The organism is Arthrobacter sp. 147(2020), assembly GCF_013116715.1.
Lineage (GTDB): Bacteria > Actinomycetota > Actinomycetes > Actinomycetales > Micrococcaceae > Arthrobacter_D.
This window is the reverse complement of record NZ_JABFOM010000003.1, coordinates 1-21,633: the sequence shown is the minus strand read 5'-3', so window position 1 is coordinate 21,633 and position 21,633 is coordinate 1. Positions and strand designations below refer to the sequence as shown.

General features: G+C 65.0%; 23 protein-coding genes. 10 read left to right on the top strand and 13 right to left on the bottom strand.

The features are described from left to right. Positions 1-91 precede the first annotated feature (91 nt). The 4 genes from HMI58_RS03575 to HMI58_RS03560 all read right to left on the bottom strand — a co-directional run bounded on the left by HMI58_RS03575 (position 92) and on the right by HMI58_RS03560 (position 3,398). On the bottom strand, positions 92-958 hold the full coding sequence (locus HMI58_RS03575) for an amino acid ABC transporter permease (RefSeq protein ID WP_171618183.1): 867 nt from the start codon (positions 956-958) through the stop codon (positions 92-94). Then, entirely contained in the window at positions 955-1,629 is a 675-nt protein-coding gene (locus tag HMI58_RS03570; RefSeq protein WP_171584041.1) for an amino acid ABC transporter permease, read from the bottom strand. The genes HMI58_RS03575 and HMI58_RS03570 overlap by 4 nt, the downstream gene beginning before the upstream one ends. A gap of 81 nt (positions 1,630-1,710) precedes the next feature. Further along, positions 1,711-2,556: a glutamate ABC transporter substrate-binding protein gene (locus HMI58_RS03565; RefSeq protein WP_171584042.1), complete on the bottom strand. Its 846-nt coding sequence runs from the start codon at positions 2,554-2,556 to the stop codon at positions 1,711-1,713. Positions 2,557-2,609: 53 nt separating this feature from the next. Continuing rightward, entirely contained in the window at positions 2,610-3,398 is a 789-nt protein-coding gene (locus HMI58_RS03560; protein WP_171584043.1) for an amino acid ABC transporter ATP-binding protein, read from the bottom strand. A 119-nt stretch (positions 3,399-3,517) separates the two neighbouring features. On the opposite strand from HMI58_RS03560, the gene HMI58_RS03555 reads away from it, so the two are divergent. From HMI58_RS03555 to HMI58_RS03540, 4 genes are all read left to right on the top strand, one after another. Next, positions 3,518-4,303, top strand: coding sequence for a TIGR00730 family Rossman fold protein (locus HMI58_RS03555; protein ID WP_171584044.1), 786 nt, complete (start codon positions 3,518-3,520; stop codon positions 4,301-4,303). A 47-nt stretch (positions 4,304-4,350) separates the two neighbouring features. After that, the gene (locus HMI58_RS03550; protein ID WP_171618182.1) at positions 4,351-4,674 is read left to right on the top strand and encodes a DivIVA domain-containing protein; all 324 of its coding nucleotides are present in this window, start codon (positions 4,351-4,353) and stop codon (positions 4,672-4,674) included. Then, positions 4,671-5,249 (top strand): DNA-3-methyladenine glycosylase I, encoded by a 579-nt coding sequence (locus tag HMI58_RS03545; RefSeq protein WP_171618181.1) that lies wholly within the window; start codon positions 4,671-4,673, stop codon positions 5,247-5,249. The genes HMI58_RS03550 and HMI58_RS03545 overlap by 4 nt, the downstream gene beginning before the upstream one ends. Before the next feature lie 156 nt (positions 5,250-5,405). Further along, positions 5,406-5,573, top strand: a complete 168-nt coding sequence (locus tag HMI58_RS03540) for a DUF3117 domain-containing protein (RefSeq protein WP_167993928.1) — start codon at positions 5,406-5,408, stop codon at positions 5,571-5,573. Positions 5,574-5,658: 85 nt separating this feature from the next. On the opposite strand, the gene HMI58_RS03535 is transcribed toward HMI58_RS03540, so the two are convergent. After that, positions 5,659-6,303: a class I SAM-dependent methyltransferase gene (locus HMI58_RS03535; protein ID WP_171618180.1), complete on the bottom strand. Its 645-nt coding sequence runs from the start codon at positions 6,301-6,303 to the stop codon at positions 5,659-5,661. 301 nt (positions 6,304-6,604) lie between these two features. Here HMI58_RS03535 and sigE point away from each other — a divergent pair, with 301 nt between their 5' ends. From sigE to HMI58_RS03520, 3 genes are read left to right on the top strand one after another with little or no spacing between them, the layout of a single operon-like run. Then, the gene (sigE, locus tag HMI58_RS03530; RefSeq protein ID WP_171618179.1) at positions 6,605-7,237 is read left to right on the top strand and encodes an RNA polymerase sigma factor SigE; all 633 of its coding nucleotides are present in this window, start codon (positions 6,605-6,607) and stop codon (positions 7,235-7,237) included. A gap of 5 nt (positions 7,238-7,242) precedes the next feature. After that, positions 7,243-8,214 (top strand): zf-HC2 domain-containing protein, encoded by a 972-nt coding sequence (locus tag HMI58_RS03525; RefSeq protein WP_171618178.1) that lies wholly within the window; start codon positions 7,243-7,245, stop codon positions 8,212-8,214. 41 nt (positions 8,215-8,255) lie between these two features. Then, on the top strand, positions 8,256-8,696 hold the full coding sequence (locus tag HMI58_RS03520) for a twin-arginine translocase TatA/TatE family subunit (RefSeq protein ID WP_171618177.1): 441 nt from the start codon (positions 8,256-8,258) through the stop codon (positions 8,694-8,696). Positions 8,697-8,720: 24 nt separating this feature from the next. On the opposite strand, the gene HMI58_RS03515 is transcribed toward HMI58_RS03520, so the two are convergent. Genes HMI58_RS03515 through HMI58_RS03505 form a run of 3 tightly spaced genes read right to left on the bottom strand, consistent with a single transcriptional unit; the run spans position 8,721 to position 11,717 of the window. Next, positions 8,721-9,854 (bottom strand): Mrp/NBP35 family ATP-binding protein, encoded by a 1,134-nt coding sequence (locus tag HMI58_RS03515; RefSeq protein ID WP_318779124.1) that lies wholly within the window; start codon positions 9,852-9,854, stop codon positions 8,721-8,723. Beyond that, positions 9,851-10,444 carry a DUF1003 domain-containing protein gene (locus tag HMI58_RS03510; protein WP_171618176.1) on the bottom strand — a complete coding sequence of 198 codons (594 nt, stop codon included), beginning with the start codon at positions 10,442-10,444 and terminating at the stop codon, positions 9,851-9,853. The genes HMI58_RS03515 and HMI58_RS03510 overlap by 4 nt, the downstream gene beginning before the upstream one ends. Then, positions 10,437-11,717 (bottom strand): CBS domain-containing protein, encoded by a 1,281-nt coding sequence (locus tag HMI58_RS03505; RefSeq protein WP_171584053.1) that lies wholly within the window; start codon positions 11,715-11,717, stop codon positions 10,437-10,439. Before HMI58_RS03505 ends, HMI58_RS03510 begins: the two co-directional genes overlap by 8 nt. 118 nt (positions 11,718-11,835) lie before the next feature. Here HMI58_RS03505 and HMI58_RS03500 point away from each other — a divergent pair, with 118 nt between their 5' ends. Continuing rightward, positions 11,836-12,663, top strand: coding sequence for a general stress protein (locus HMI58_RS03500; RefSeq protein WP_171618175.1), 828 nt, complete (start codon positions 11,836-11,838; stop codon positions 12,661-12,663). Between the two features lie 73 nt (positions 12,664-12,736). Here HMI58_RS03500 and HMI58_RS03495 read toward each other — a convergent pair whose 3' ends face one another. After that, entirely contained in the window at positions 12,737-13,663 is a 927-nt protein-coding gene (locus HMI58_RS03495) for a macrolide 2'-phosphotransferase (RefSeq protein ID WP_171618174.1), read from the bottom strand. A 4-nt stretch (positions 13,664-13,667) separates the two neighbouring features. Next, a complete protein-coding gene (locus HMI58_RS03490; RefSeq protein WP_171618173.1) occupies positions 13,668-15,254 on the bottom strand; it encodes an aminopeptidase P family protein in 1,587 nt (528 codons plus the stop codon). A 78-nt stretch (positions 15,255-15,332) separates the two neighbouring features. Between HMI58_RS03490 and HMI58_RS03485 the strand changes: the two genes are divergently transcribed. Next, a complete protein-coding gene (locus tag HMI58_RS03485) occupies positions 15,333-16,178 on the top strand; it encodes a PHP domain-containing protein (protein ID WP_171618172.1) in 846 nt (281 codons plus the stop codon). Between the two features lie 24 nt (positions 16,179-16,202). Here HMI58_RS03485 and HMI58_RS03480 read toward each other — a convergent pair whose 3' ends face one another. The 3 genes from HMI58_RS03480 to HMI58_RS03470 all read right to left on the bottom strand — a co-directional run bounded on the left by HMI58_RS03480 (position 16,203) and on the right by HMI58_RS03470 (position 20,594). Beyond that, the gene (locus HMI58_RS03480; RefSeq protein WP_171618171.1) at positions 16,203-17,096 is read right to left on the bottom strand and encodes a site-specific DNA-methyltransferase; all 894 of its coding nucleotides are present in this window, start codon (positions 17,094-17,096) and stop codon (positions 16,203-16,205) included. A 7-nt stretch (positions 17,097-17,103) separates the two neighbouring features. Beyond that, positions 17,104-18,822, bottom strand: coding sequence for a DEAD/DEAH box helicase (locus HMI58_RS03475; protein WP_171618270.1), 1,719 nt, complete (start codon positions 18,820-18,822; stop codon positions 17,104-17,106). A gap of 269 nt (positions 18,823-19,091) precedes the next feature. Beyond that, positions 19,092-20,594 carry an RNB domain-containing ribonuclease gene (locus HMI58_RS03470; RefSeq protein ID WP_171618170.1) on the bottom strand — a complete coding sequence of 501 codons (1,503 nt, stop codon included), beginning with the start codon at positions 20,592-20,594 and terminating at the stop codon, positions 19,092-19,094. A gap of 96 nt (positions 20,595-20,690) precedes the next feature. Between HMI58_RS03470 and HMI58_RS03465 the strand changes: the two genes are divergently transcribed. Next, the gene (locus HMI58_RS03465; protein ID WP_171618169.1) at positions 20,691-21,464 is read left to right on the top strand and encodes a ferritin-like fold-containing protein; all 774 of its coding nucleotides are present in this window, start codon (positions 20,691-20,693) and stop codon (positions 21,462-21,464) included. Positions 21,465-21,633 lie beyond the last annotated feature (169 nt).

Here is a 21,633-nt window from a genome sequence, read left to right as displayed (position 1 = left end):
CCCTACACGAAAGAGTGCGGCTACACCCCAGGGTGTAGCCGCACTCTTTTGCGTAGCGCTAAACGTCGCTGACGATCAGCGCCCTAGACGATCAGGGCACGGGGGCGGCAGTGGCCAGCTCCGTGTCAGCGGTCTTCTTCACCTTGCGTCCCGTCCTGAAGCTCAGCAGCGTGGAAAGCTTGTTGGCGACCGATGACAGGATGAAGTTGATCAGGATGAAGATGAACGCGGCAATCAGCAGGGACTGCAGCAGGTTACCTTCACCCACGCCGAGGCGGCGTGAGTACTGCAGCAGCTCGGCGTAGCCGATGATATAGCCCAGGGCCGAGTCCTTAAGGATGACCACGAACTGGCTGACCATTGCTGGAAGCATTGCCACCAGAGCCTGTGGGATCTCGATGCTCCGCAGGGATTTGCCCGGCGTCATGCCGATGGCCATCCCCGCTTCGCGTTGGCCTTTGGGAAGGCCGTGCACACCCGAGCGGACCAGTTCGGCAATCACCGACCCGTTGTACAGGGTCAGGGCCGTGACGACAGCCACGAAGATGGGATCGGTGATGAACGGCACCTCTGCGAGGGCCAGCCAAAGGAAAATCATCATCAGCAGCACTGGGACGGCCCGCAGGAACTCGACGACCAGCCCAGCGAACCAGCGGATGGGCGCGATGTGGGACAGCCGTCCGATACCGAACACCAGACCGAACACGATCGACGTCACCACGGCCACTGCTGCGGCTTTCAGCGTGCTGAGCAGGCCAGGGAGTATGAAGAACTCCCAGGTGCGGCCTTCAAGGAAGGGTGTCCATTTGGCGGCGGCAAACTGCCCCTGACCGGCCAGCGCAACCACTACGTAAGCCAACAGACCAGCCACCAGCAGAACACCGGCGATGTTGCCGATGAAGATGCGGCGCTTGCCCTTGGGGCCTGGCGCGTCGAACAGGACTTGTTGTGCGCTCATCGTGCCACCGCCAGTTTTCTTGACAACCAGGTAGTCAACAGGCCAATGGGGACAACGATAATCACGAAGCCCATGGCGAAGACGAAGAAGATGGGGATCACCAGGTCGCCCTGGAACTCGATCATCTGCTTCATCAGGTTGGATGACTCGACGACGGATCCCGCGAAGGCGACCGTCGAATTCTTGGTGAGGGCGATCAGGACGTTGCCCAGCGGGGCAACGGCGCCGCGGAGCGCCTGCGGGAGGATCACCAGGCGTGCGGCCGGGAGGAAGCTGAGCCCGATCGCGCGGGCTGCTTCGGCCTGGCCAAGCGGGACGGTGTTCACGCCGCTGCGGATCGCCTCACAGACGAAAGCGGCGTGGTAGATGCTCAGCCCCAGGATGGCGAGGCGCAGAAAGTTCAGCTGGAAATCTTCGGCGAGGACAACGTTCAGCTGCCCCCAGAGTCCAAGGATGCCGAAGGCGATGATCACCGTCAGCGGAGTGTTCCGGAAGATATTCACATACGCGGCACCGAACCACTGGAGACTGGCGATCGGTGAAATGCGCATGAGCGCAAGGATGGTTCCCAGGATGAATGACCAGATAGCGGCCCAAAACGTCAGCTGGATATTGACCCAGAACGCTCCAGCGACGTCGTACGTCTCAAAGAGCGATAGGAAATTATCCATGGTTCACCTCTTCCGTGGTGGTGAAATGCCTTGGTGGGGCAGCCGCCAGGCCGCCCCACCAAGGCATTAAACGGTTGGAGCCTAGGCGCAGGCGTCAGGTTCTGGTGGGTTCAGTTCCTCGTTGTACGAGTAGTCAGCACCCTCGGTGTTGGCCATGATGGCCTCTTCCCAGGCACCCTCGTCGATCATCTTGACGATGGCGGCGTTGATGTCTTCACACAGGTCGCTGCCCTTGGTGAGGCCAACTCCGTAGTTCTCCTCGGAGAACGGGTTGCCCACCACCTTGAACTGACCGGCGTTGGCTTCCTGGGCGGCGAGACCGGCCAGGATGATGTCATCGGTGGTGACGGCGTCGATCTGGCCGCCGCCCATCAGCGAGACACACTCGGCGTAGCCGGGCTGCTCCACCAGGTTGGCGTCGGCACCGAACTCTTCGTTGATGCGTGCGGCCGAGGTGGAACCGGCAACTGAGCAGAGGTTCTTGTCGGTCAGCGACTCAGGTCCGGTGATTTCCTCGTCATCGGCGCGGACCAGGAGGTCCTGGCCAGCTACGAAGTAGGGTCCGGCGAAGTCGACGGTTTCCTTGCGCTCATCGGTGATGGAGTAGGTCGCGAAGATCATGTCCACCTCTTCGGTGGAGAGCAGGTTTTCGCGGTTGGCTGAGGGAGCCTCGACCCATTCGATCTGGTCCTCGGAGTAGCCAAGCTCGGTTGCCACGTACTTGGCAACGTCGACGTCGAAGCCGGTGTACTCGCCGCCCTCGTCGAAGCCAAGGCCCGGCTGGTCGAACTTGATGCCGATGCGGATGCTGTCGGAAGCGGCTTCCGAACCGGTATCGTCACTGCCCTCGTCCCCTCCGCCACAGGCGGAAAGGGTGAGTGCGGCTGCAGCAGCCATGGCGGCTACTGCATAACGGTGCTTGCGCATGATTTCTCCTTGCGTTCGTCTATTTTGATGAAAATTGTTCCGTGCGGTGGCAGCTAGTGCGCGAGGATCTTGCCGAGGAAGTCCTTGGCACGGGGGCTCTGGGGGTTGGTGAAGAACTCTTCGGGAGTAGCTTCCTCAACGATCTGGCCGTCGGCCATGAAGATCACCCGATCGGCGGCTTTGCGGGCGAAGCCCATCTCATGGGTCACCACGATCATGGTCATGCCCTCCTTGGCCAGGGTGACCATGGCGTCGAGCACTTCGTTGATCATCTCGGGGTCGAGTGCGGAGGTCGGTTCGTCGAACAACATCACCTTGGGCTGCATGGCAAGCGCCCGGGCGATGGCGACACGCTGTTGCTGGCCGCCGGAGAGCTGGGCCGGCAGTTTCTGGGCCTGGTTGTCAACGCCAACCCGCTTCAGCAGGGACATGGCCAGCTCTTTGGCTGGGCCGCTCTTCATGCCCTTGACCTTGATGGGGCCGAGGGTCACGTTCTCGAGGATGGATTTATGGGCAAACAGGTTGAAGGACTGGAACACCATCCCGACGTCGGCACGGAGCTTCGCCAGTGCCTTTCCTTCTGCGGGCAGTTCGACACCATCGATACGGATTTCGCCGTCGTCGATGGTTTCCAGCCGGTTGATGGCGCGGCACAGGGTCGACTTTCCGGAACCTGATGGGCCGATGACCACCACCACCTCCCCGCGGGCAACCTCGAGGTTGATGTCCTGCAGCACGTGCAGTTCGCCGAAGTGCTTGTTGACGTTCTTCAGCAGTACAAGCGGCGTCTGCGCCGATGGTGCAGCGGACGCGGACGAGTTTGCTTCGAAATCACTGGTCATAGTGATGAATGTAGCGAAGGATTGCCTGCTGGCAAGACACCTTGGTACCGAATGTCGAAATCGTGACTCAAGAGCAACCAAGACTGCGAGGGGTTGCGGTGGCCCGATAGGCTCAAAAGATGCCTTCCAACGAGTTCACCCAGGATCCAGTACCGACGACTGCAGCACACACGCCGACCCGGCGCCGCGGGCAGGTTGAGTTGCGCCGTGACCAGACCCGGACACCCCAATCCGACCGGTACCTGCTCGACTCCGGGAGTGGCAACCACTTCACCAAGACGGATCCGTGGCGGGTGCTGCGCATCCAGAGCGAGTTCGTTGAAGGGTTCGGCACGCTCGCGGAGCTGGGCCCGGCGATCAGCGTATTCGGATCCGCCCGCACCCCACGGGATTCCCCGTTCTATGCAATAGGCGAGGAAGTAGGTCGCCGGCTGGTGGAGGCGGGCTATGCAGTGATCACCGGTGGCGGACCGGGCGCCATGGAAGCAGCCAACAAGGGTGCCTGCGAGGCGGGCGGCATGTCGGTGGGTCTGGGTATCGAGCTTCCGTTCGAGCAGGGGATGAACGAGTGGGTGGACCTGGGCGTCAACTTCAGGTACTTCTTCGCCCGCAAGACCATGTTCGTTAAGTACGCCCAGGGCTTTATTGTGCTGCCTGGTGGCTTCGGTACCCTCGATGAACTCTTCGAGGCGATGACCCTGGTCCAGACCCAGAAGGTCACCTCCTTTCCGATCGTCCTGATCGGCACCGAATTCTGGACACCCCTGTGGGACTGGGTCCGCGGCAGCCTGCTGGCGAACGGGATGATCTCCGCCAAGGACCTGGACCTGGTGCACCTGGTGGACGACCCAGCCGAGGCGGTCCGGTTGGTGCGCGCCGACACCGCATCCCATGTCTCCCCCTGACGGGACGCCGTCGTCGTCGCCGATGATGGGGTGGGTATCGTAGAACGGTGAGCATCTTCCTTGTCCTGGTCGCGATAGCAGTACTCGGCGCGGTGGCTTTCGCGCTGGTGGGTGGGCGCCGCCCCGGGGGACAGGACACCACGCCCGACGACGGCTTCGCCGGGTTGGTCGAACCCACCCCATCCCTGCCATCGGTGCTGTTGCCCGACGAGCCGGATGCCGCCGACGTGGGAGCAATCCGGTTCGCTCCCGCCCTGCGTGGATACCGGATGGACCAGGTCGATGAGGTCCTTGATCGACTGGCCGCAGCGCTGGAGGAGCGCGACACGACGATTGCCGAGCTTCGCCAGGCACGCCAGGATCACCCGTGAGCGGCGGTGTCCGCGGTGAGGACGGACTGATCCGGTGCGACTGGGCGGATTCCACACCTGACTACCGCAGATACCACGACGAGGAATGGGGCCGCCCCGTCCAAGGCGATGCGGCGCTTTTCGAACGGCTCAGTCTTGAAGCTTTCCAGTCGGGCCTGAGCTGGCTCACGATCCTGCGCAAGCGTGACGCCTTCCGGGCAGCGTTCAGCAACTTCCAGCCGTCAGTGGTGGCCGGGTTTGACGACGCCGACGTCGAACGTCTGATGCAGGACTCGGGGATTGTCCGCAACCGGGCGAAGATTCTCGCCACTATCGCCAACGCCCGCGCGCTCCAGCAGCTACCGCCGGGGGAGTCCCTGGGCATGCTGCTGGAACTGCACCGTCCGGCTCCCCGGCCGGCGCCTGACACCTTGGCCGATGTTCCTGCGGTGGTCCCGGAATCGGTGGGTTTGGCGAAGGCGCTGAAGGCTCGGGGATTCAGGTTCGTGGGTCCCACCACGGGGTACGCGATGCTCCAGGCGACGGGGTATGTCAATGACCATCTGCACCGCTGTTGGGTACGGGGTTCGATGTGACCCACGACGCACCGCGATTCGCCCAGTCGGCTTACGTGTTGGATAATGAAGGTGGATCAATGCGCGGGGGCCAGCATGCCGCCGTGTACGTGAAGTTAATTTTCGTTGACGGGCGGCCGGGGATCCCGGGCGCGCACTTGTGAAGGGATACTCCTTATGGCTGCGATGAAACCGCGGACCGGCGATGGGCCGATGGAAGTCACCAAAGAGGGACGCAGCCTGATTATGCGGGTCCCCATCGATGGTGGCGGGCGTCTCGTCGTCGAGCTCAACGCGGAGGAAGCCGGAAAGCTCAAGGACTGTCTCCTCACCGTCACCGAGTAATTACCGATTACAATCCGGTCGCAGGGGGGCGACCGTACCGGGCGGCGGCCGCATCACCCGATAGGTGTGACCGGCCGCCCTGGTTTTAGCGGCTGGCTGGCATCTTGACGGCGAGCAACAGACCGTGGCCGGTCGGAAGCAGTGCTGTGACCAACTGATCGTGGTCGCGAATGGTCCGGCCCACCTGGCGCGTGACGTTCGTTGACTCGTCCCGGATTGCGGGATCCGCTACCCGGTCCTGATCCAGCGCATCGTTGAGCATCAGCATGCCGCCGGGCTTGAGCAGGCGAATGGCCTGGTTCACGTAGAGCGGGAGACCGGCCTTGTCGGCGTCGATAAAGACGAGATCATACGCGGCGTCGGTCAGACGTGGCAGCACATCGGCTGCCCTGCCCGAGATGGTGCGGGTCCGGTTTCCCGGCACACCAGCCTCGGCGTAGGCTTCCCTGGCCGCCCGCAGATGGTCGACGTCGGAGTCAATCGTGGTCAGAACCGCCTGCGGACCCAGACCCCTCAGGATGCACACTCCCGAGACTCCCGCTCCCGCACCAATCTCCACAACCGTCTGCGCCTTCGACGTTGCAGCCAGAACGGTCAGGGCCGCGGCAACACCGGTGCTAACCGGGGTGACCCCGAGCTCGTAGGACCGGTCCCGCGCCCGCAGGAGCACGTCGTCCTCATCGGGGAGTCCCTCGGTGTAGGACCAGCTGCTCTGTTTGTCCGCGCTCATATGTATACCGCTGTCTTCTCGCTCAGGTTGTGTGCATTTCGACGTCCAGCCGCCGGGTTGCCCTGCGGCGGGGATAAGTTCTCCTTACCAGCGTACTGGGTGCCGGCCCTTGGCCCTACTGGGCGACGGCCCCGCAGAGTGTCCTGGTCCGCGCCCGAACCGCCAGCAAGGCGTCCGGCATAGTTTTTCAGCGATCTCCCAGCTTGATAGGGCAATATTCAAGCCCGGGCATCCGGTCCTTCATCGGCCGCGAATACCCTAGGAGACGGCAGCAGCCGTCCCACACTGGGAGGAGAGGTTGATGTCCACTTCGCAAACGACGGCGGCCGATTCGACCGTTGCCGATGGAGCCCCCGAGCCGGAAGCCGCTTGGGTGGCGCCGTCCTGGGAAGAGGTAGTGACTGTCCACTCGCCGAAGGTTTACCGTCTGGCCTACCGGCTGACGGGCAACAAGTTCGACGCCGAGGATCTCACTCAGGAAGTGTTTGTCCGGGTCTTCCGGTCACTCGCCAATTTCAAGCCGGGCACCCTTGACGGCTGGCTCCACCGCATCACCACCAACCTGTTCCTCGACCAGGCCCGCCGCAAGAGCAGGATCAGGTTCGACGGGCTCACCGAGGAGGCCGAGAGCAGGCTTCCGAGTTCACATCCGGGCCCCGAACGCAGCTTCGAGTTCAACAACCTTGACATCGACGTGCAGGCCGCGCTGGAAGAGCTTCCCCCCGATTTTCGTGCCGCAGTGGTTCTCTGCGACCTTGAGGGTCTTGCCTACAACGAGGTCGCGGAGGCGCTCGGCGTCAAACTCGGCACCGTGCGCTCCCGGATTCACCGTGGCCGCACGATGCTGCGGGAAAAGCTCGCCCACCGGGATCCGGCCCTGACTGCCGCGAAGGGCCCGCGGATGAAGATGCCCCGGATCGCAGGTGCCCGTTAGCGGCCATGCGACATCCGAAGCGACATCTAGCTGACTTCGTCGACGGGGAGTTGCCTTCTGGCCGCCGCCGGGCGGTCGAGAACCATCTTGCTCGCTGCGGCCCCTGCCGGGAGATCGTGCAGGCGCATCGTGGTGTCCGGGACAGGCTCCAGAACTCCGAGATCCCGCGGCCCGACGCCGATCTGGTGGGAAGGATCATGGCGACCGCCCACCACGAACCTGCCCACACTCCGGTGGACCTGACCGACGCCGTCGGGCACCACAGCGAGGGGGCCCGCAGGGTGAGCGGGTTTGCGGCGCGTCACCGCACACCCATGGCCGTCACCGGCGGACTCGCCGTGGTGGCACTGGCAACCCTCACGGGTGCCTACGCGCTCGGTGCTGAGTCGGAGGACGACGTCCTCGCCGACACTGGACGAAATGGTGCGCTGATGGCGGGCTGGGAGTCGGTTGCACCCGAAACACCCTCCCTGCTGGATGCCAGCGAACTCGAGGAACTCAGGGGTGGCGGCTGGTACTGCCCGGACCTGGAGATGATGGGATTCACGGTCTCCAGCGCCGAAGCGATTACCGTTGCCGGCCGACCCGCACTGATGATGGTGCTTGAGGACGGGGCCGATTCGGTGACCATCTACGAACAGCGGAAACTGGGCAGTGGTCGTCAGCCCGAGGCCTCCCCGCCCATCAACGCCGTCACCGGAAATTCAGTCACCGCTGACGGCTTCGAACGTATTGGTGGAATGCAGCGCCAGCTCTGGGTGCACCCTGGCCACTCCTGGCAGGTGGTGCTCGACTCCCGGTCGGTGACCTATACGGTGATTTCCAGTCTGCCCGCCGCCGAAATGCCTGCGGCCGTCAACCAGCTGGTGCTGGCCGAACACTCGCAGCTTGCGCCCACCAAGCCGACCTCTCACGATCCGCTGAGCCGGATCCTTCGGGGCCTCAACAAGCTGGCCCAGCCATCCTCGGGGCAGTGAGCCAAATAGCTCCTGTCGCCGCAGAAAGGTAGTCTTCTTCCGTGTTTGGAATCAACGGGCTCGAGTTTCTGCTGCTAGCGGTGATCGCCGTCATGGTGCTCGGACCCGAACGCCTCCCCGAGTATGCAGGTCAGCTGGGGCGGCTCGTCAAAGACCTTCGACGGATGGCCACTGGCGCCCGGGAACAGCTCCGCGACGAGGTGGGTCCGGAACTTGACGAAGTGGACTGGCGCAAGCTCGACCCCCGCCAGTACGACCCTCGCAGGATCATCAAGGAAGCCCTGCTCGACGACGTGCAGGAAGCGTTCAAACCAGTCAGCGGCGGTGCCCCGGGTGCCGCTGCGCCGGGCGCCCCCGCGTCGGCCAAGGGTGGAGCGGTGGCCCCGGCCGGATCGACGCGCTCCCGGCCGATGCCGTCAGTAGCCAGCTCGCCCCATCTAGCGGCCGGCGAGCCAGCTCCGTTTGATCTGGAAGCCACCTAGGCCGCCCGGCGCCGTCCGCACCGCCTAAGTGGGAGTGACCTTCAGTCGCAGATCGCCGAGCCCGCGAGGACGGCGTGCAAGGGCTCCGGCGATATCGCGCAGTTCCCGCGCGGCCGCCGAGTCGCTGGCGCCCGCAACAATGGGCTGCCCGCTGTCGCCGCCCTCCCGCAACGCAACCTCCAGAGGAACACTGCCCAGCAGTGGCACCGGGTACCCCATCGCTTCGGTGAGGCGCCCCGCGAGAGCCTGGCCGCCGCCCGTGCCGAACAGTTCCATCCGTTCCCCGCCAGGAAGTTCAAGCCAGGACATGTTCTCGATGACTCCTGAGACTTTCTGACCAGTCTGGGCGGCGATGGTACCGGCCCGCTCCGCCACGTCCGCTGCGGCTGTCTGCGGCGTGGTGACCACCAGGATCTCCGAGGAGGGAAGGAGCTGTGCGACAGAGATCGCGATGTCTCCCGTGCCGGGGGGCAAATCCAGGAACAGGACATCCAAGTCACCGAAATGCACGTCGCCGAGGAACTGCTCCAGAGCCCGGTGCAGCATTGGTCCACGCCACGCCACCGGCTGGTTGCCGCTGATGAACATACCGATGGAGATGACTTTGACGTCCATCGCCACAGGGGGCAGGATCATCTCATCCACCCGGGTGGGCGCCTGGGTGATTCCCATCAGCGAGGGCACAGAGAAGCCGTACACGTCGGCGTCGACAATCCCCACCCGCAACCCCTGCGCCGCCATCGCCACCGCAAGGTTGACCGTGACACTGGACTTTCCGACGCCGCCTTTCCCGCTGGCCACCGCATAGATCCGGGTAAGGGACGAGGGCTCGTTGAAGGGGATACCCTTCCGGTCGCCGGGCCCCTTGAGTTGTTCCTTGAGTTGGTTCCGCTGCTCCTGGGTCATCACTCCGAGTCGGACCTCCACTGCCGAAACCCCTGGCAGGCCGCCCACTGCTGCCTCAACGTCCCGGGTGATCGTGCCCCGGAGCGGACAGCCCGCAATGGTGAGAAGGACGTCGACGGTGACCACGCCGTCGTCGAACGCGGTGCCAGCCACCATCCCGAGTTCAGTGATGGGTTTGCGAAGTTCGGGATCGATCACGGTCGCCAGGGCTGCTTCAATGTCCTCCAGCGGTGTGACTAAAGGACCCGTCACGTCCGGTCTGTCCGCTTGGGCTGAAGCTTCGGCAGGGACGCCGTCTGCTCACCGCTCCTGCGCCGGGCCTTCTTGTGCAGCGCGGTGTCCTTGTCATCGGTGTCGAGGATTTCCTCGAGCACCGAGCGGAGCTCAGACCTGACGTAGTCGCGGGTGGCAACCTCGCGGATGGCGATGCGGAGTTCGGCGATCTCGCGGGTCAGGTATTCGGTGTCGGAGAGGTTGCGTTCGGCGCGCTGGCGGTCCTGGCGGAGTGACACCCGGTCGCGGTCGTCCTGCCGGTTCTGGGCGAGCAGCAGTAGCGGAGCAGCGTAGGACGCCTGGAGGGAGAGCATCAGGGTTAGCAGGGTGAAACCGATAGCGGCGCTGTCGAAACGCAGTCCGCCGGGCGCCCACGAGTTCCAGGCCAGCCAGACCGCAACAAACACCGTCATGTAGAACAGGAACTGGGGGGTCCCCATGAACCGGGCAAAGTTCTCGGTGGCGCTGCCGAACCGGTCCGGGTTCGGGCGCAAGCGGGGCAGCCAGCGGGTCCGGCTCTCACGGGGGGTGTCGAGCCCCGTCGCAGTGGTCTTGATTCGCTCAGCCATTGGTTGCTCCCTTCGTCAGCCCGGGATAGTCGTTTGCGGCCCGCCAGTCGTCGGGCAGGAGATGGTCAAGGACGTCGTCCACGGTGACCGCCCCGACCAGCCGGCCCTCCTTGTTGACCACGGGGAGGGAGTTGAGGTTGTAGGTGGCAAGGATGCGCGCCACCTCACTGATGTTGGCCTGGTCGCCGACGGGTTCCAGATCGGTATCTACGATGTTGCCCAGCTGCTCGGGTGGCGGGAACCGCAGCAACTGCTGGATGTGGACGACGCCCAGGTACCGTCCGGTCGGCGTCTCCAGGGGCGGCCGGCAGACGAAGATCGACGACGCCAGAGCGGGAGTGAGTTCCTCCCGGCGGACATGGGCCAGCGCTTCCGCCACAGTCGCCTCCGGCGGGAGGATGACCGGCACCGTCGTCATCATGGAGCCTGCGGTGTCCTCCTCATACTGGAGCAGCCGCCGGACGTCCTCGGCGTCCTCGGGTTCCATCAGCGCCAGCAGGTCTTCCTTCTGGGCCTCGGGGAGCTCATTCAGCAGGTCGGCGGCGTCGTCCGGGTCCATTTCCTCAAGGACATCGGCGGCGCGCTCGCGGTTCAGGGACGAGATGATCTGCACCTGGTCGTCGTCGGGCAGCTCCTGGAGGATGTCCGCAAGCCGGTCGTCCTGCAGCGCGCCTGCAATCTCGGTGCGCCGCTTGTCGCTCATCTCGTGGAGTGCGTCGGCGAAGTCGGCGGGTTTCAGGTCCTCATGCTGCGCAACGAACTGGGAAGCACCCTGGGGCTCTGCAGTGCCGCCGTGGTAGGCATCCATCCAGTCGACGATCAGGCGCTCGCCGCGTCGGAGACCGCGTAGGGGCGATGACCCAGCCCCGCGCCTGATGAACATCTGGGACACGTGCCAGTCGCCGGCACGGTCCATCTCGATGGCAATGTCCTCGATGGTCGCTTCTCCGCTGCCGTCACGGAGGGTGACCCGTCGGTCAAACAGCTCACCGACGACCAGCATTTCGGCGCCCCGCTGCTCGAAGCGGCGCAGGTTGACCAACCCGGTACAAATAATCTGGGTGGAGTCAATAGAGGTGACCCGGGTCATCGGCACGAAGACGCGCCGTTTGCCAGGAACCTCAACCACCAGGCCCACCGCCTGCGGGGCGGCGTTCGGTCCGGGATCCAGGACGACGGCGTCGCGAAGCCGGCCCAGACGGTCACCCAGGGGGTCAAACACGTCGAGGCCAAGCAGGCGCGCCACGAAGACACGGGTCGGGTTAGTACTCACCTGCCTAGGCTACTTCGGAACACCGTGTTCTGCGTTATTCGGTTGGGAGCCGGCGGGGGCTAGTTCACTGCGAGCGATACGAACCCACAGCACGGTCAAAGTGGGCAAGAATGGGACCATGTCAAACGTGCTTGGACGAACGGCGTCACGGGATGAAAGCCGCATCCTGCCCAAAGGCGAGACCGTCGGGCGGTACAGTGCCTACCTGGATGCCCAGAAGGCAGTGGACTACCTTGCCGACAGCAAGTTCCCGGTCCAGAAGGTCTCGATCATTGGCAGCGACCTGAAAACAGTCGAGCGGGTCACCGGGCGGCTCAGCTACCCACGGGTGGCCCTCGCCAGCGCGGCGACCGGTGCCTGGTTTGGCTTCTTCGTAGGCCTGATCCTCACCCTGTTCGGCGACGGCGGCGCGTACCTGCCGATCATTACCTCGATGGCGCTCGGCGCAGTGTTCTGGATGTTGTTCGGCGTGATCACGTATGCGTTCCAGCGGGGCAAGCGGGACTTCACCTCCACCAGCCAGGTCATCGCGACCAGCTACGACGTCATCGTCGAACCGGATGCGGCGGGCGAGGCACGTCGCATGCTGCAGCAACTGCCCATGAACGGGCAGTCCCAGCATCCCGGCAATGCCCCGCAGGGCTGGCAGCCCCCCGCAGGCGGTGGCCAGCCGCCTCAGCACCCGACGCCGCCGGCCGCCTGGCAGGATCCGCTGGCGCAGCCGCCCCGCGACAGCCAGCCTGCCGCTGCGCAGCCAGGCGGTCCGCAGAGTGCCACCGGTGACCCGACCCCGGAGTCAGGTCCCCGGCGCGGACAGTTCGCCGACCTCCCGGACGGCCGCCCCCAGTACGGGGTGCGGGTGACCCAGCCGGACAACGGGCAAGCTCCGGAGACAGCCGGCACGCAGGAACCCAGGGAGAACGCCGAACAGAATCCGAAGCAGTAACGTCCCCGGACGTCCCCACGGGGACCCGGGCGGGCAGCTGCAAGTACAGGCCGCGTCACGCGGGAAGCGGGACTCAGTCGCCTGATTCGCCGGCCAGGAGGGCGGACGCTGCCGCTAAATGACCGGGGTCCCCGGTCTCCAGAGCGAAGGTCGCGTAGCCGACGGGAGCTGCGGCCATCAATGCGGCACACCGGTCGGCAAGCCGCGGCTCGTCCCAGCCGGTAATGTCCCGGTAGGCGTCAACAGTCCTCGTGAACGCCTCTGGTGGCGCGCTGACCTGCTGGAACATGAAATCCAGGGCTGGGTCGCCCACAGCCGCCGTCGTCCAGTCGAGTACTGAGAGGATGCCGTCATCGGGTCCCAGCAACAGGTGTGCCGGATACAGTTCACCGTGGGTCAGGACGGTGCGATCCGGCCACAGTGAGTCGTCGTCGATCCAGCGGGACCACCGGGTCAGGAGCGAGTCGGCCACCGTGAAGTGTTCCTTCGCGAGGGCGATGTCCGCCCGCCACTTGTCACGCACGCCGGCAGATGTCCGGACGTTGACCCCGGCTGCGGCAGCATCGCCCACGTCCACGGAGTGCAGGGCGGCGATCAGCTGGCCCAGTGAGGTTGCATAGTGCTCTGACGAGGTGTCGAAATGCCACACCGGCTGACCAGCGTCGTCGAGCGTGAGGCCAGGGGTTCCGGGAAGCAGCGGGTAGGCAATGAGGTCAGCGGCCTTGATGCGCCAGTCGGGGACGGCCACGTCGAGGCGGGGTTTGAGGAAGTCGAGGATCAGGGCTTCCTCAGCGAGCTTCGCCGAGACGTCGGGGCGGCGGGGGAGCCGCAGCACCCACGGTTCGCCGTCGAGCGCGGTGGCGAACACCACGCGGTAGTCGAGCCCTGCCTCGTTAAAGCGCAGGCTCTCCGGATCCAGATCGAGACCATGACCGGCCGCCAGGGCCGTCAGCTCTGCAGGTGATGGCGCAGGCAACGGCGCTGACGGCTGGGCGGTCATCGGATTACTCGCCGGTGGGGCTGTAAATGCCCGCCATCCAGGCCTCGACGTTGTCAGCCTCGCGGGGCAGCGCCGCGCTCAGGTTTACGGGGCCGTCGGCGGTCATCAGGATGTCATCTTCGATCCGTACACCGATGCCGCGGAACTCCTCGGGTACTGACAGGTCCTCGTCCTTGAAATACAGGCCCGGCTCGATGGTGAACACCATGCCCTCGGTGAGGACCCCATCCAGGTAGAGCTCACGCTTGGCCTGTGCGCAGTCGTGCACATCCATGCCGAGGTGATGGCTGGTGCCGTGGGGCATCCAGCGCCGGTGGTGCTGGCCGTCCTGGGACAGTGCCACTTCGAGGGACACCGGGAGCAGGCCCCAGGCGTCGAGGCGTTCAGCCAGGACGCTGATTGATGCCTGGTGCACGTCACGGAACTTGCGGCCCGGCTGGGCGGCGGCGAATCCGGCGTCGGCCGCGTCGAGCACAGCCTGGTAGATTTTCCGCTGGATGTCCGAGTACTTGCCGTTCACCGGGAGGGTGCGGGTGATGTCGGCGGTGTACAGGCTGTCGGCTTCGACGCCGGCGTCCAGGAGCAACAGGTCACCGGCGTGGACCTGCCCGTTGTTCCTGATCCAGTGGAGCACCGTCGCGTTGTTGCCGGACGCTGCGATGGTGTCGTATCCCAGATCGTTGCCTTCCTCGCGTGCCCGGGCGAAGAAGGCACCTTCGACCACACGCTCACCGCGGGGGTGGGTGATGGCGCGGGGGAGTTCCTTGACCACTTCGTGGAACCCGTTGACGGTCGCGGCGACGGCAATCTTCATCTGCTCGACCTCCCACGAGTCCTTCAGGAGCCTGAGCTCGGAGAGTGCCTCGGCAAGTTTGCTGTCCAGCTCATCGGACTTTTCCAGGTCGACGCCGGTGTTGATCCGTGACGTGTCGACCAGTGCGTCGGCGTTGAGGTCCACCTCGCGCAGCAACCGGATCCGCATGCCGCCGACCTCGGGCACTCCCGCGTCCTTGGTGATCGCGACCTCCAGCTCGGCCAGGTCGGCTGTCTCAATCGACAGAAGTGCCCTGACCTGGGCGTGGGACAGACGGGAGCCGATCCAGAACTCGCCGTACCGCGCGTTGGCGTAGAACTCCGGGTTGTCGTGCCCGGCAAGCTCCCTGAAGTACAGGGTGGCGTGGTGTTGGCCACCGTCGTCGCCCTGGCCAGCCTCGGTGGGTTCCATGATCAGCACGGCGTCCGGCTCGTGGTCGAGTCCGAAACCGGTCAGGTGGGCGAACCCTGAATGTGGACGGAAACGGTAGTCGGTGTCATTGGAGCGCACCTTGAATGGCCCGGCAGGGATGACGATTCGCTCGCCGGGGAACTTGTCGGAGATGGCCCGGCGACGCTTCGCTGCGTAGGGCGCCACCTCCGCCTCGGCGGGCAGCTCGGTGGGCTTCGTCGCCCACTGTTGGGCCATGAAGGCCTTGAAAGCATCCGAATCCGGCCGCTGGGAACGGTTCTCGTTCCGGGCGGCGAGGGGCTGCTCCTCTGGGGTGAGAGGCGTCGCGGCGGTCTGGGACAGGGTGTTGTTCTCTGCAGTACTCACCCCCCTATGATCCCACCGGTACCGAAGGCAACCAAACAGTTGTCCACCGGTGCGTCGGCGCGGGCGTAGATTGGGTGGGTGAGAATCGACCTACACACCCACTCGACCGTCTCGGACGGCACCGAAAGCCCAGCCGTGTTGATCAGGGCGGCCCGGGACGCCGGACTCGACGTCATAGCACTGACCGACCACGACTCGACAGCTGGTTGGGGCCCAGCCGCGGAGGCGGCGCAGCAGGAAGGGGTTGCTTTGATCCCCGGGATGGAGGTCTCCTGCCGCACCGACACGGGCATCAGTGTCCATGTGCTCTCCTATCTTCACAATCCCCTGCATGCGCCCCTGGTGGAGGAGATCCAGCGGTCCAGGGATGCCCGGTTGTCGAGGGCGGAGCGCATGGTTGAACGCCTCGGCGCCGACTATCCCATCACCTGGGCGGACGTGCAGGAGCACATTGCCGAAGGCGCAACGGTCGGCCGTCCCCACATTGCTGATTCGCTGGTGACGCTGGGAATCGTGTCCGACCGTAGTGAGGCCTTCAGACACATCCTCACCGCCGCCTCGCCCTACTGGGTGGGCCACTACGCCCCGCACCCCGCTCGGGCCGTCGAACTGATCCGCCAGGCGGGAGGGGTGGCGGTCTTCGCCCATCCGGTGGCCTCGGCGCGCGGACGGGTGGTGGGCGACGACGTCGTCGGCCAGATGATCGACGCCGGTCTGCAGGGGCTGGAGATTGAGCACCGTGACAACCCGGAGCCCGGACGCCAGGAGCTCCGGCGCATCGCCGCCCGGCACGGGTTGCTCGCGACCGGATCCAGTGACTACCACGGGGAGGGGAAGCCCAACCGGTTGGGCGAGAACCTGACCTCGGCTGCGGTGCTCGAGCAAATTGAGGCGCTCGCCACCGGGTCCGTCGTCGTCCGCTGACCCCCTCCGGGTGAACTGGACCTTCTAGGCCAGGTCCGGTGCTGCCGGGGTGGAAGGCTCACAGTATTGGCCGAGCCGTGAGCTCATCACCTCGATCGCCTGGGGGTTCTGGTCCACGCAGACAAAGCGGCGGCCCAGTTTCGCTGCCACTGCGCCCAACGTCCCGGACCCCGCGAAGAAGTCAAGAACCCAGTCGCCTTCGCGGCTGCTGGCCGTGACCGCACGGCGGAGGAGGCCCTCGGGTTTCTGCGTGGGGTAGCCGGTCTTTTCCCGGCCCGTGGGGGAGACGATGGTGTGCCACCACACGTCGGTGGGAAGCTTGCCGAGCGCCGCCTTCTCGGGAGTGACCAGTCCCGGGGCCATGTACGGCTCCCGGTCCACCCCGCTGCTGTCGAAGTAGTAGTTCGCCGGGTCCTTGACGTAGACCAGGATGTTGTCGTGTTTGGCGGGCCACCGGCTCTTGGCCCGGGCACCGTAGTCGTAGGCCCAGATGATCTCGTTCAGGAAACTCTCCCGGCCGAAGAGCGCATCGAGCATCACCTTGACGTAGTGCACTTCCCGATAGTCCAGGTGTACATACAGGGTGCCGTCGTCGGTGAGGAGCCGCCACGCCTCAGCAAGGCGTGGCGCAAGGAACTCCCAGTAGTCCTCGAAGGCGTCGTCATAGCTGGCGAGCATGCCCTTGACGGTCGAGTAGCTGTGTCCCTTGAAACCGACGCGGTCCCCGGTTCCGTCAAGGTTGCGCACCATCGAGGTTTGCTGGCGCCGTTGAGCCCGCCCTGTGTTGAAGGGCGGGTCAACGTAGATCATGGTGAAGGACCTGTCCGGCAGCGTGGGAAGGTAGCTCGCGTTGTCGGCGTGCACCACCAGATTGCTGCCGTCCGGGCGCCACAGGGGCGCCGTCCCGGGAACGGCCACTGAGTGCTTAGCCCTCGGTTCCGGCGGCGGGTTTGTTGACTACCTCACCGTTGCGGCTACGGGTCCTCGAACGGCTCCGACGGGGACGGTCGGCGGCGGGCGCGCTGTCACCGGCGGGCGCGGAAGTTGCTGCCTGTCGTGCCTGTCCTGAATCCTCGCTGGATCCGCTGGATGCGTTGGATCCACTCGACCGACGACGACGGCTGCTGCCCGGGGCATCCCCGGACTTCTGCGCACCGCGCTGGTCGGTGGAACGCGAGCGGTCCCCGCCGCGTGAGCGGTCGCCGCCACCCGAACGTTCCGAGCCGCGTCCCCGGGCGGAGCCCTGCGCATCAGCACCGGCGCGGTGCTTCTTGCCGGTTTCGCCAAGATCCTCGAGCGTCTCGGCGTTGATGCCGGCGAGGGTCCTCTTGTTGCGGGGGAGCCTGCCCTTGGTGCCCTCGGGGATGTCGAGTTCCTCGTAAAGGTGCGGGGACGAGGAGTAGGTTTCCACTGGCTCGGCGGCAGCCAGGCCCAAGGCCTTGTTGATCAGGCCCCAGCGGGGCATGTCGTCCCAGTCCACGAAGGTAACCGCTGTGCCCTTTTTGCCCGCGCGGCCGGTGCGGCCAACCCGGTGCAGGTACGCTTTTTCGTCCTCGGGGCACTGGTAGTTGATCACGTGGGTGATGTCCTCCACGTCGATACCCCGGGCTGCCACCTCGGTAGCGACCAGGACGTCGATCTTGTCACCGCGGAAGGCGCGAAGTGCCTGCTCGCGCGCGCCCTGGCCGAGGTCGCCGTGGATTGCTCCGGCAGCGAACCCGCGGTCGATCAGTTCCTCCGAAAGCTTCGCTGCGGTGCGCTTGGTCTTGGTGAAGATGATGGTTCGTCCACGTCCGCGGGACTGCAGGATCCTTGACACGACCTCAGCCTTGTCCAGGTTGTGCGCCCGGTAGATGACCTGGCGGATGTCCTTCTTGGTGATGCCCTCGTCCTCGGGGTCCGCGGCTCGGATGTGGGTGGGCTGCGTCATGTAGCGGCGGGCCATCGCGACCACTGGGCCAGGCATGGTGGCGGAGAAGAGCATGGTCTGGCGGACCGCGGGAGTGCCGGCGATCAGGGTTTCGACATCAGGAAGGAACCCGAGGTCGAGCATCTCGTCGGCCTCATCCAACACCACCAGCTTCACGTTGGCGAGGGAGAGCAGCTTCTGCCGGTACAGGTCGATCAGGCGGCCGGGGGTACCGACCACAATCTCGGTACCGTTCTTCAGCGCCTCGATCTGCGGCTCGTAGGCCCGTCCGCCGTAGATGGTCACAATCCGTGCGTGCCGCTTCTTGGCAGCGGTGGTGAGGTCGCCGGCAACCTGGACCGCGAGCTCGCGGGTGGGGACTACGATCAGGGCCTGGGGAGCGCCGGGCACGGGGAGGCGGTCGTAGCCGTCGTCCTTGGGGGCCACCACGCGCTGGAGTGCGGGGATACCAAAGCCGAGGGTTTTGCCGGTACCGGTCTTGGCCTGGCCGATGATGTCATGCCCGCCGAGAGCGATGGACAGGGTCATGGCCTGGATGGGGAAGGGGTGGATAATCCCGGCGTCGGCGAGAGATTCCACAATGTCGGCGCGGACGTTGAAGTCCGCGAACGTCTCCTCGGCCTCCTTGTGAGGCTCATCAGTGGTTACAAGGGTCTCCTCGACGAAGATTTCGTCGTCGCTGTTGTCAGCCTGGAGATGGTGGGTGTCTTGCACCTGGGTGTCATCAGTGTTCAATTAAATACCGTTCATTTAGGCCGTGCGGCTGCTTGAACTCGACGGGTGGCTGACGTGTGGTCAGCCCGGAGGAACAGGCGCATGGCGTCCAGTGGAAGCCGATCGCGGGCTTACAACTGCAGGCCGGGGATTCGAGTGAATCCTGCCGGCTAAGAAGAACTCAAGATCGCGTAGGTACTTGCGGGTCAGGGGTTACTTATCAAGATATGACGAGTACGACCGGGCATCCATTACTACGGAAGTTAACTCTACCCTGCCCCGGCGGCGGCGCCCGACACGCCGGGCGGGGGCGTGCCATTGACCAACTCGAACCGGGTGGTCCGGGTGGGGATGTCGGCGAGTACCAGTCGGACCCGCACCTCCTCGCCGGCGACCAGTTCACCCTCACACCTGGCCTCCACCGCGGGGTTGGCCAACTGGATGGTTCCGACTGGCTGATAGTCGTCGGGGGAGTTACCGTTCGGCGGCTTCGAGGCGGCGATGACGACGGCGTCGAACTCCTGGCCGACCAGGTTGCTCAGGAGCGCCGCTTCGACGGCGTCGAGGGCGCCCCGCTCCAGCCGGGAAGAAAGCTGATTGGACGAGTTCATTAGCGAATTGAGTTCGGGCAGCGCGTCCCGGGCCCACCCAGGGACCTCGGTCCTTGCGCACAGGGCAGCGCAGATGACCAGCACGAATCTGTCGACCAGCCGGCGCAACGGTGCGGTGGTGTGGGCGTAGGGTGCAGCGATGGCTGCCTGGGTCATGGCGGCTGGCAGGGCGCCGTCGAACGCGGTGTAGCCAGCACCACGGAACAGCGACGCGGCAGCATGCATCAGCGACAGCTGCCGCGGTTCGGTGGTGTCGAGGCTTCGCAGGAACTCGCCGTAGGCCATGCCCTCCGACCAGGGTTTCCCCAGGACCCGTGCCTGGTGGCGAAAACGGCCCACCGATTCTTCGTCGGGTGGTGGCATGGTGCGCAGCACGCCGATCTTTCCGTCGATCATCAACTGCGCGGCGGCCATGCCGGTCATCAGGGAGATCTGGGCGTTCCAGTCTTCGGCGGGCAGCGGCGGTGAGGTGAGGATGAAATACCTGTCGCCGTCGTTGGCGATCTCTTGCTCGGGAAGGTTCAGGCTGGCGCCCCCGCGCAGCCGTTCAAGTTCGATGCGCAACAGTCCCACCTCCCTGAGCAGCAGCAGGTTCTCGGGGGCGCCGCCGGAGTCAATGTCCCGCTGTACCTGTTCGTACGTCAGTTGCGCCCGGCTGCGGATCGTGGCGCGCTCAAGGTCCATGTCCTGCACCACCCCTTCCGCATCCAGCCGGAACTGCCATACATAGGCGGGCCGCACCTTCCCGGGCAGCAGGCTGGCTGCATCCTCGGAGATCAGCTCGGGATGAAGAGAGATCCGGCCGTCCGGCGCGTACACGGTTTGACCGCGGCGGCGTGCCTCACGGTCGATGGCGCCGCCGGGTGCCACGAAGGCCGGCACATCGGCTATGGCGTACCAGACGCGATAGCCGGTACCGTCGCGTTCCAGGTGGACCGCCTGATCAAGGTCAGTGGACCCGGGCGGGTCGATGGTGATGAAACCAAGGCCGGTGAGATCGGTCGTGGGGGAGGAATGGTTGGTGATAGCCCGCCTGGCCTCGTCGAGAACCTCGGGCGGGAAGTCAGCCTCGAGGTTCAACTCTTCACGGAGCAACTGCAGGGAACGGGTCAGCTGCAGTTGCGAATTCCGGTTCGATAAATCCAGATGCGAGTACGGCACAACTTCAACCGTAATACACCTGGCTCCGGGGGTGCAGGATTGGCGGTGACACAGATGGCCGGGGCCCGAGCGTTCGACACCGGTACCCTTAAGTCCATGAGTTCAGCGCCGTCCTCCCCGTCCGGGCAAGTCACCCCTCAGCACCCCACCTCCGACGCTTCGGTATCTGGTGCCACCCCAGATGCCGCCGCCAGCGCACCACCGAGGCTTCCCGATGATCCCCGGTACGCCCGGTTCATCGTGGACCTGTTCGGGGTGATGGCCTATGGGGAATTGTCAGGGTTTGAGCGGCTGTCATCGGATGCCCGGTTCTCGCCCACGCTCCATGACCGCGCCACGCTGGGGCGTCTCGCCGTGATCGAGTTCGAACACTTCGAGATGGTCAGCGCCCATTTGGCAGCGCTGGGCGTTGATGTGGAAACAGCGATGACCCCGTTCCAGCCGTCCATTGACTCCTTCCATGAACGGACCCGGCCGGGCGACTGGTACGAATCCCTGATGAAGGCGTACGTGATTGATGCAATCTCGGATGATTTCTACACGGCGCTCGCCGGACGGCTGGATGCTCCTACCCGTGAGCTGATCGGCAGGATCCAGTCTGCTGATGAGCAGGGTCCGCTGCTGCAGGAGCGTCTGCAGGCAGCGCTCGCGGACGATCCGCGGTTGGCGTCACGGTTGGCGCTCTGGGGACGGCGTCTAGTGGGCGAGGCCCTTACCCAGGCGCAACGGATCGGGATTGAGCGGGCCTTCCTCGGTGCCTTGCTGTTCGCCGGTGCGGAGGAAGATCAGGAAAAGGAGACCCTCTTGCTCTTCTCGCAGCTGACCCGCAATCATTCACGGCGCATGAGCGTCCTCGGGCTGACCGCCTAGCAACCTTTGTTTCAGCCCATCCGTCCAGCAATCCGAAGATGGATCAGGGCTTGATCTGTCGGAGAGTCCTGTACTCGGCCTGACTTGGGACGGTCGGGTGCGCGAGCTGGTCACCTCGAATATTTGTTCGAGAGATTTGTCCACATAGCCTGTAAATCCGCAGGAATGT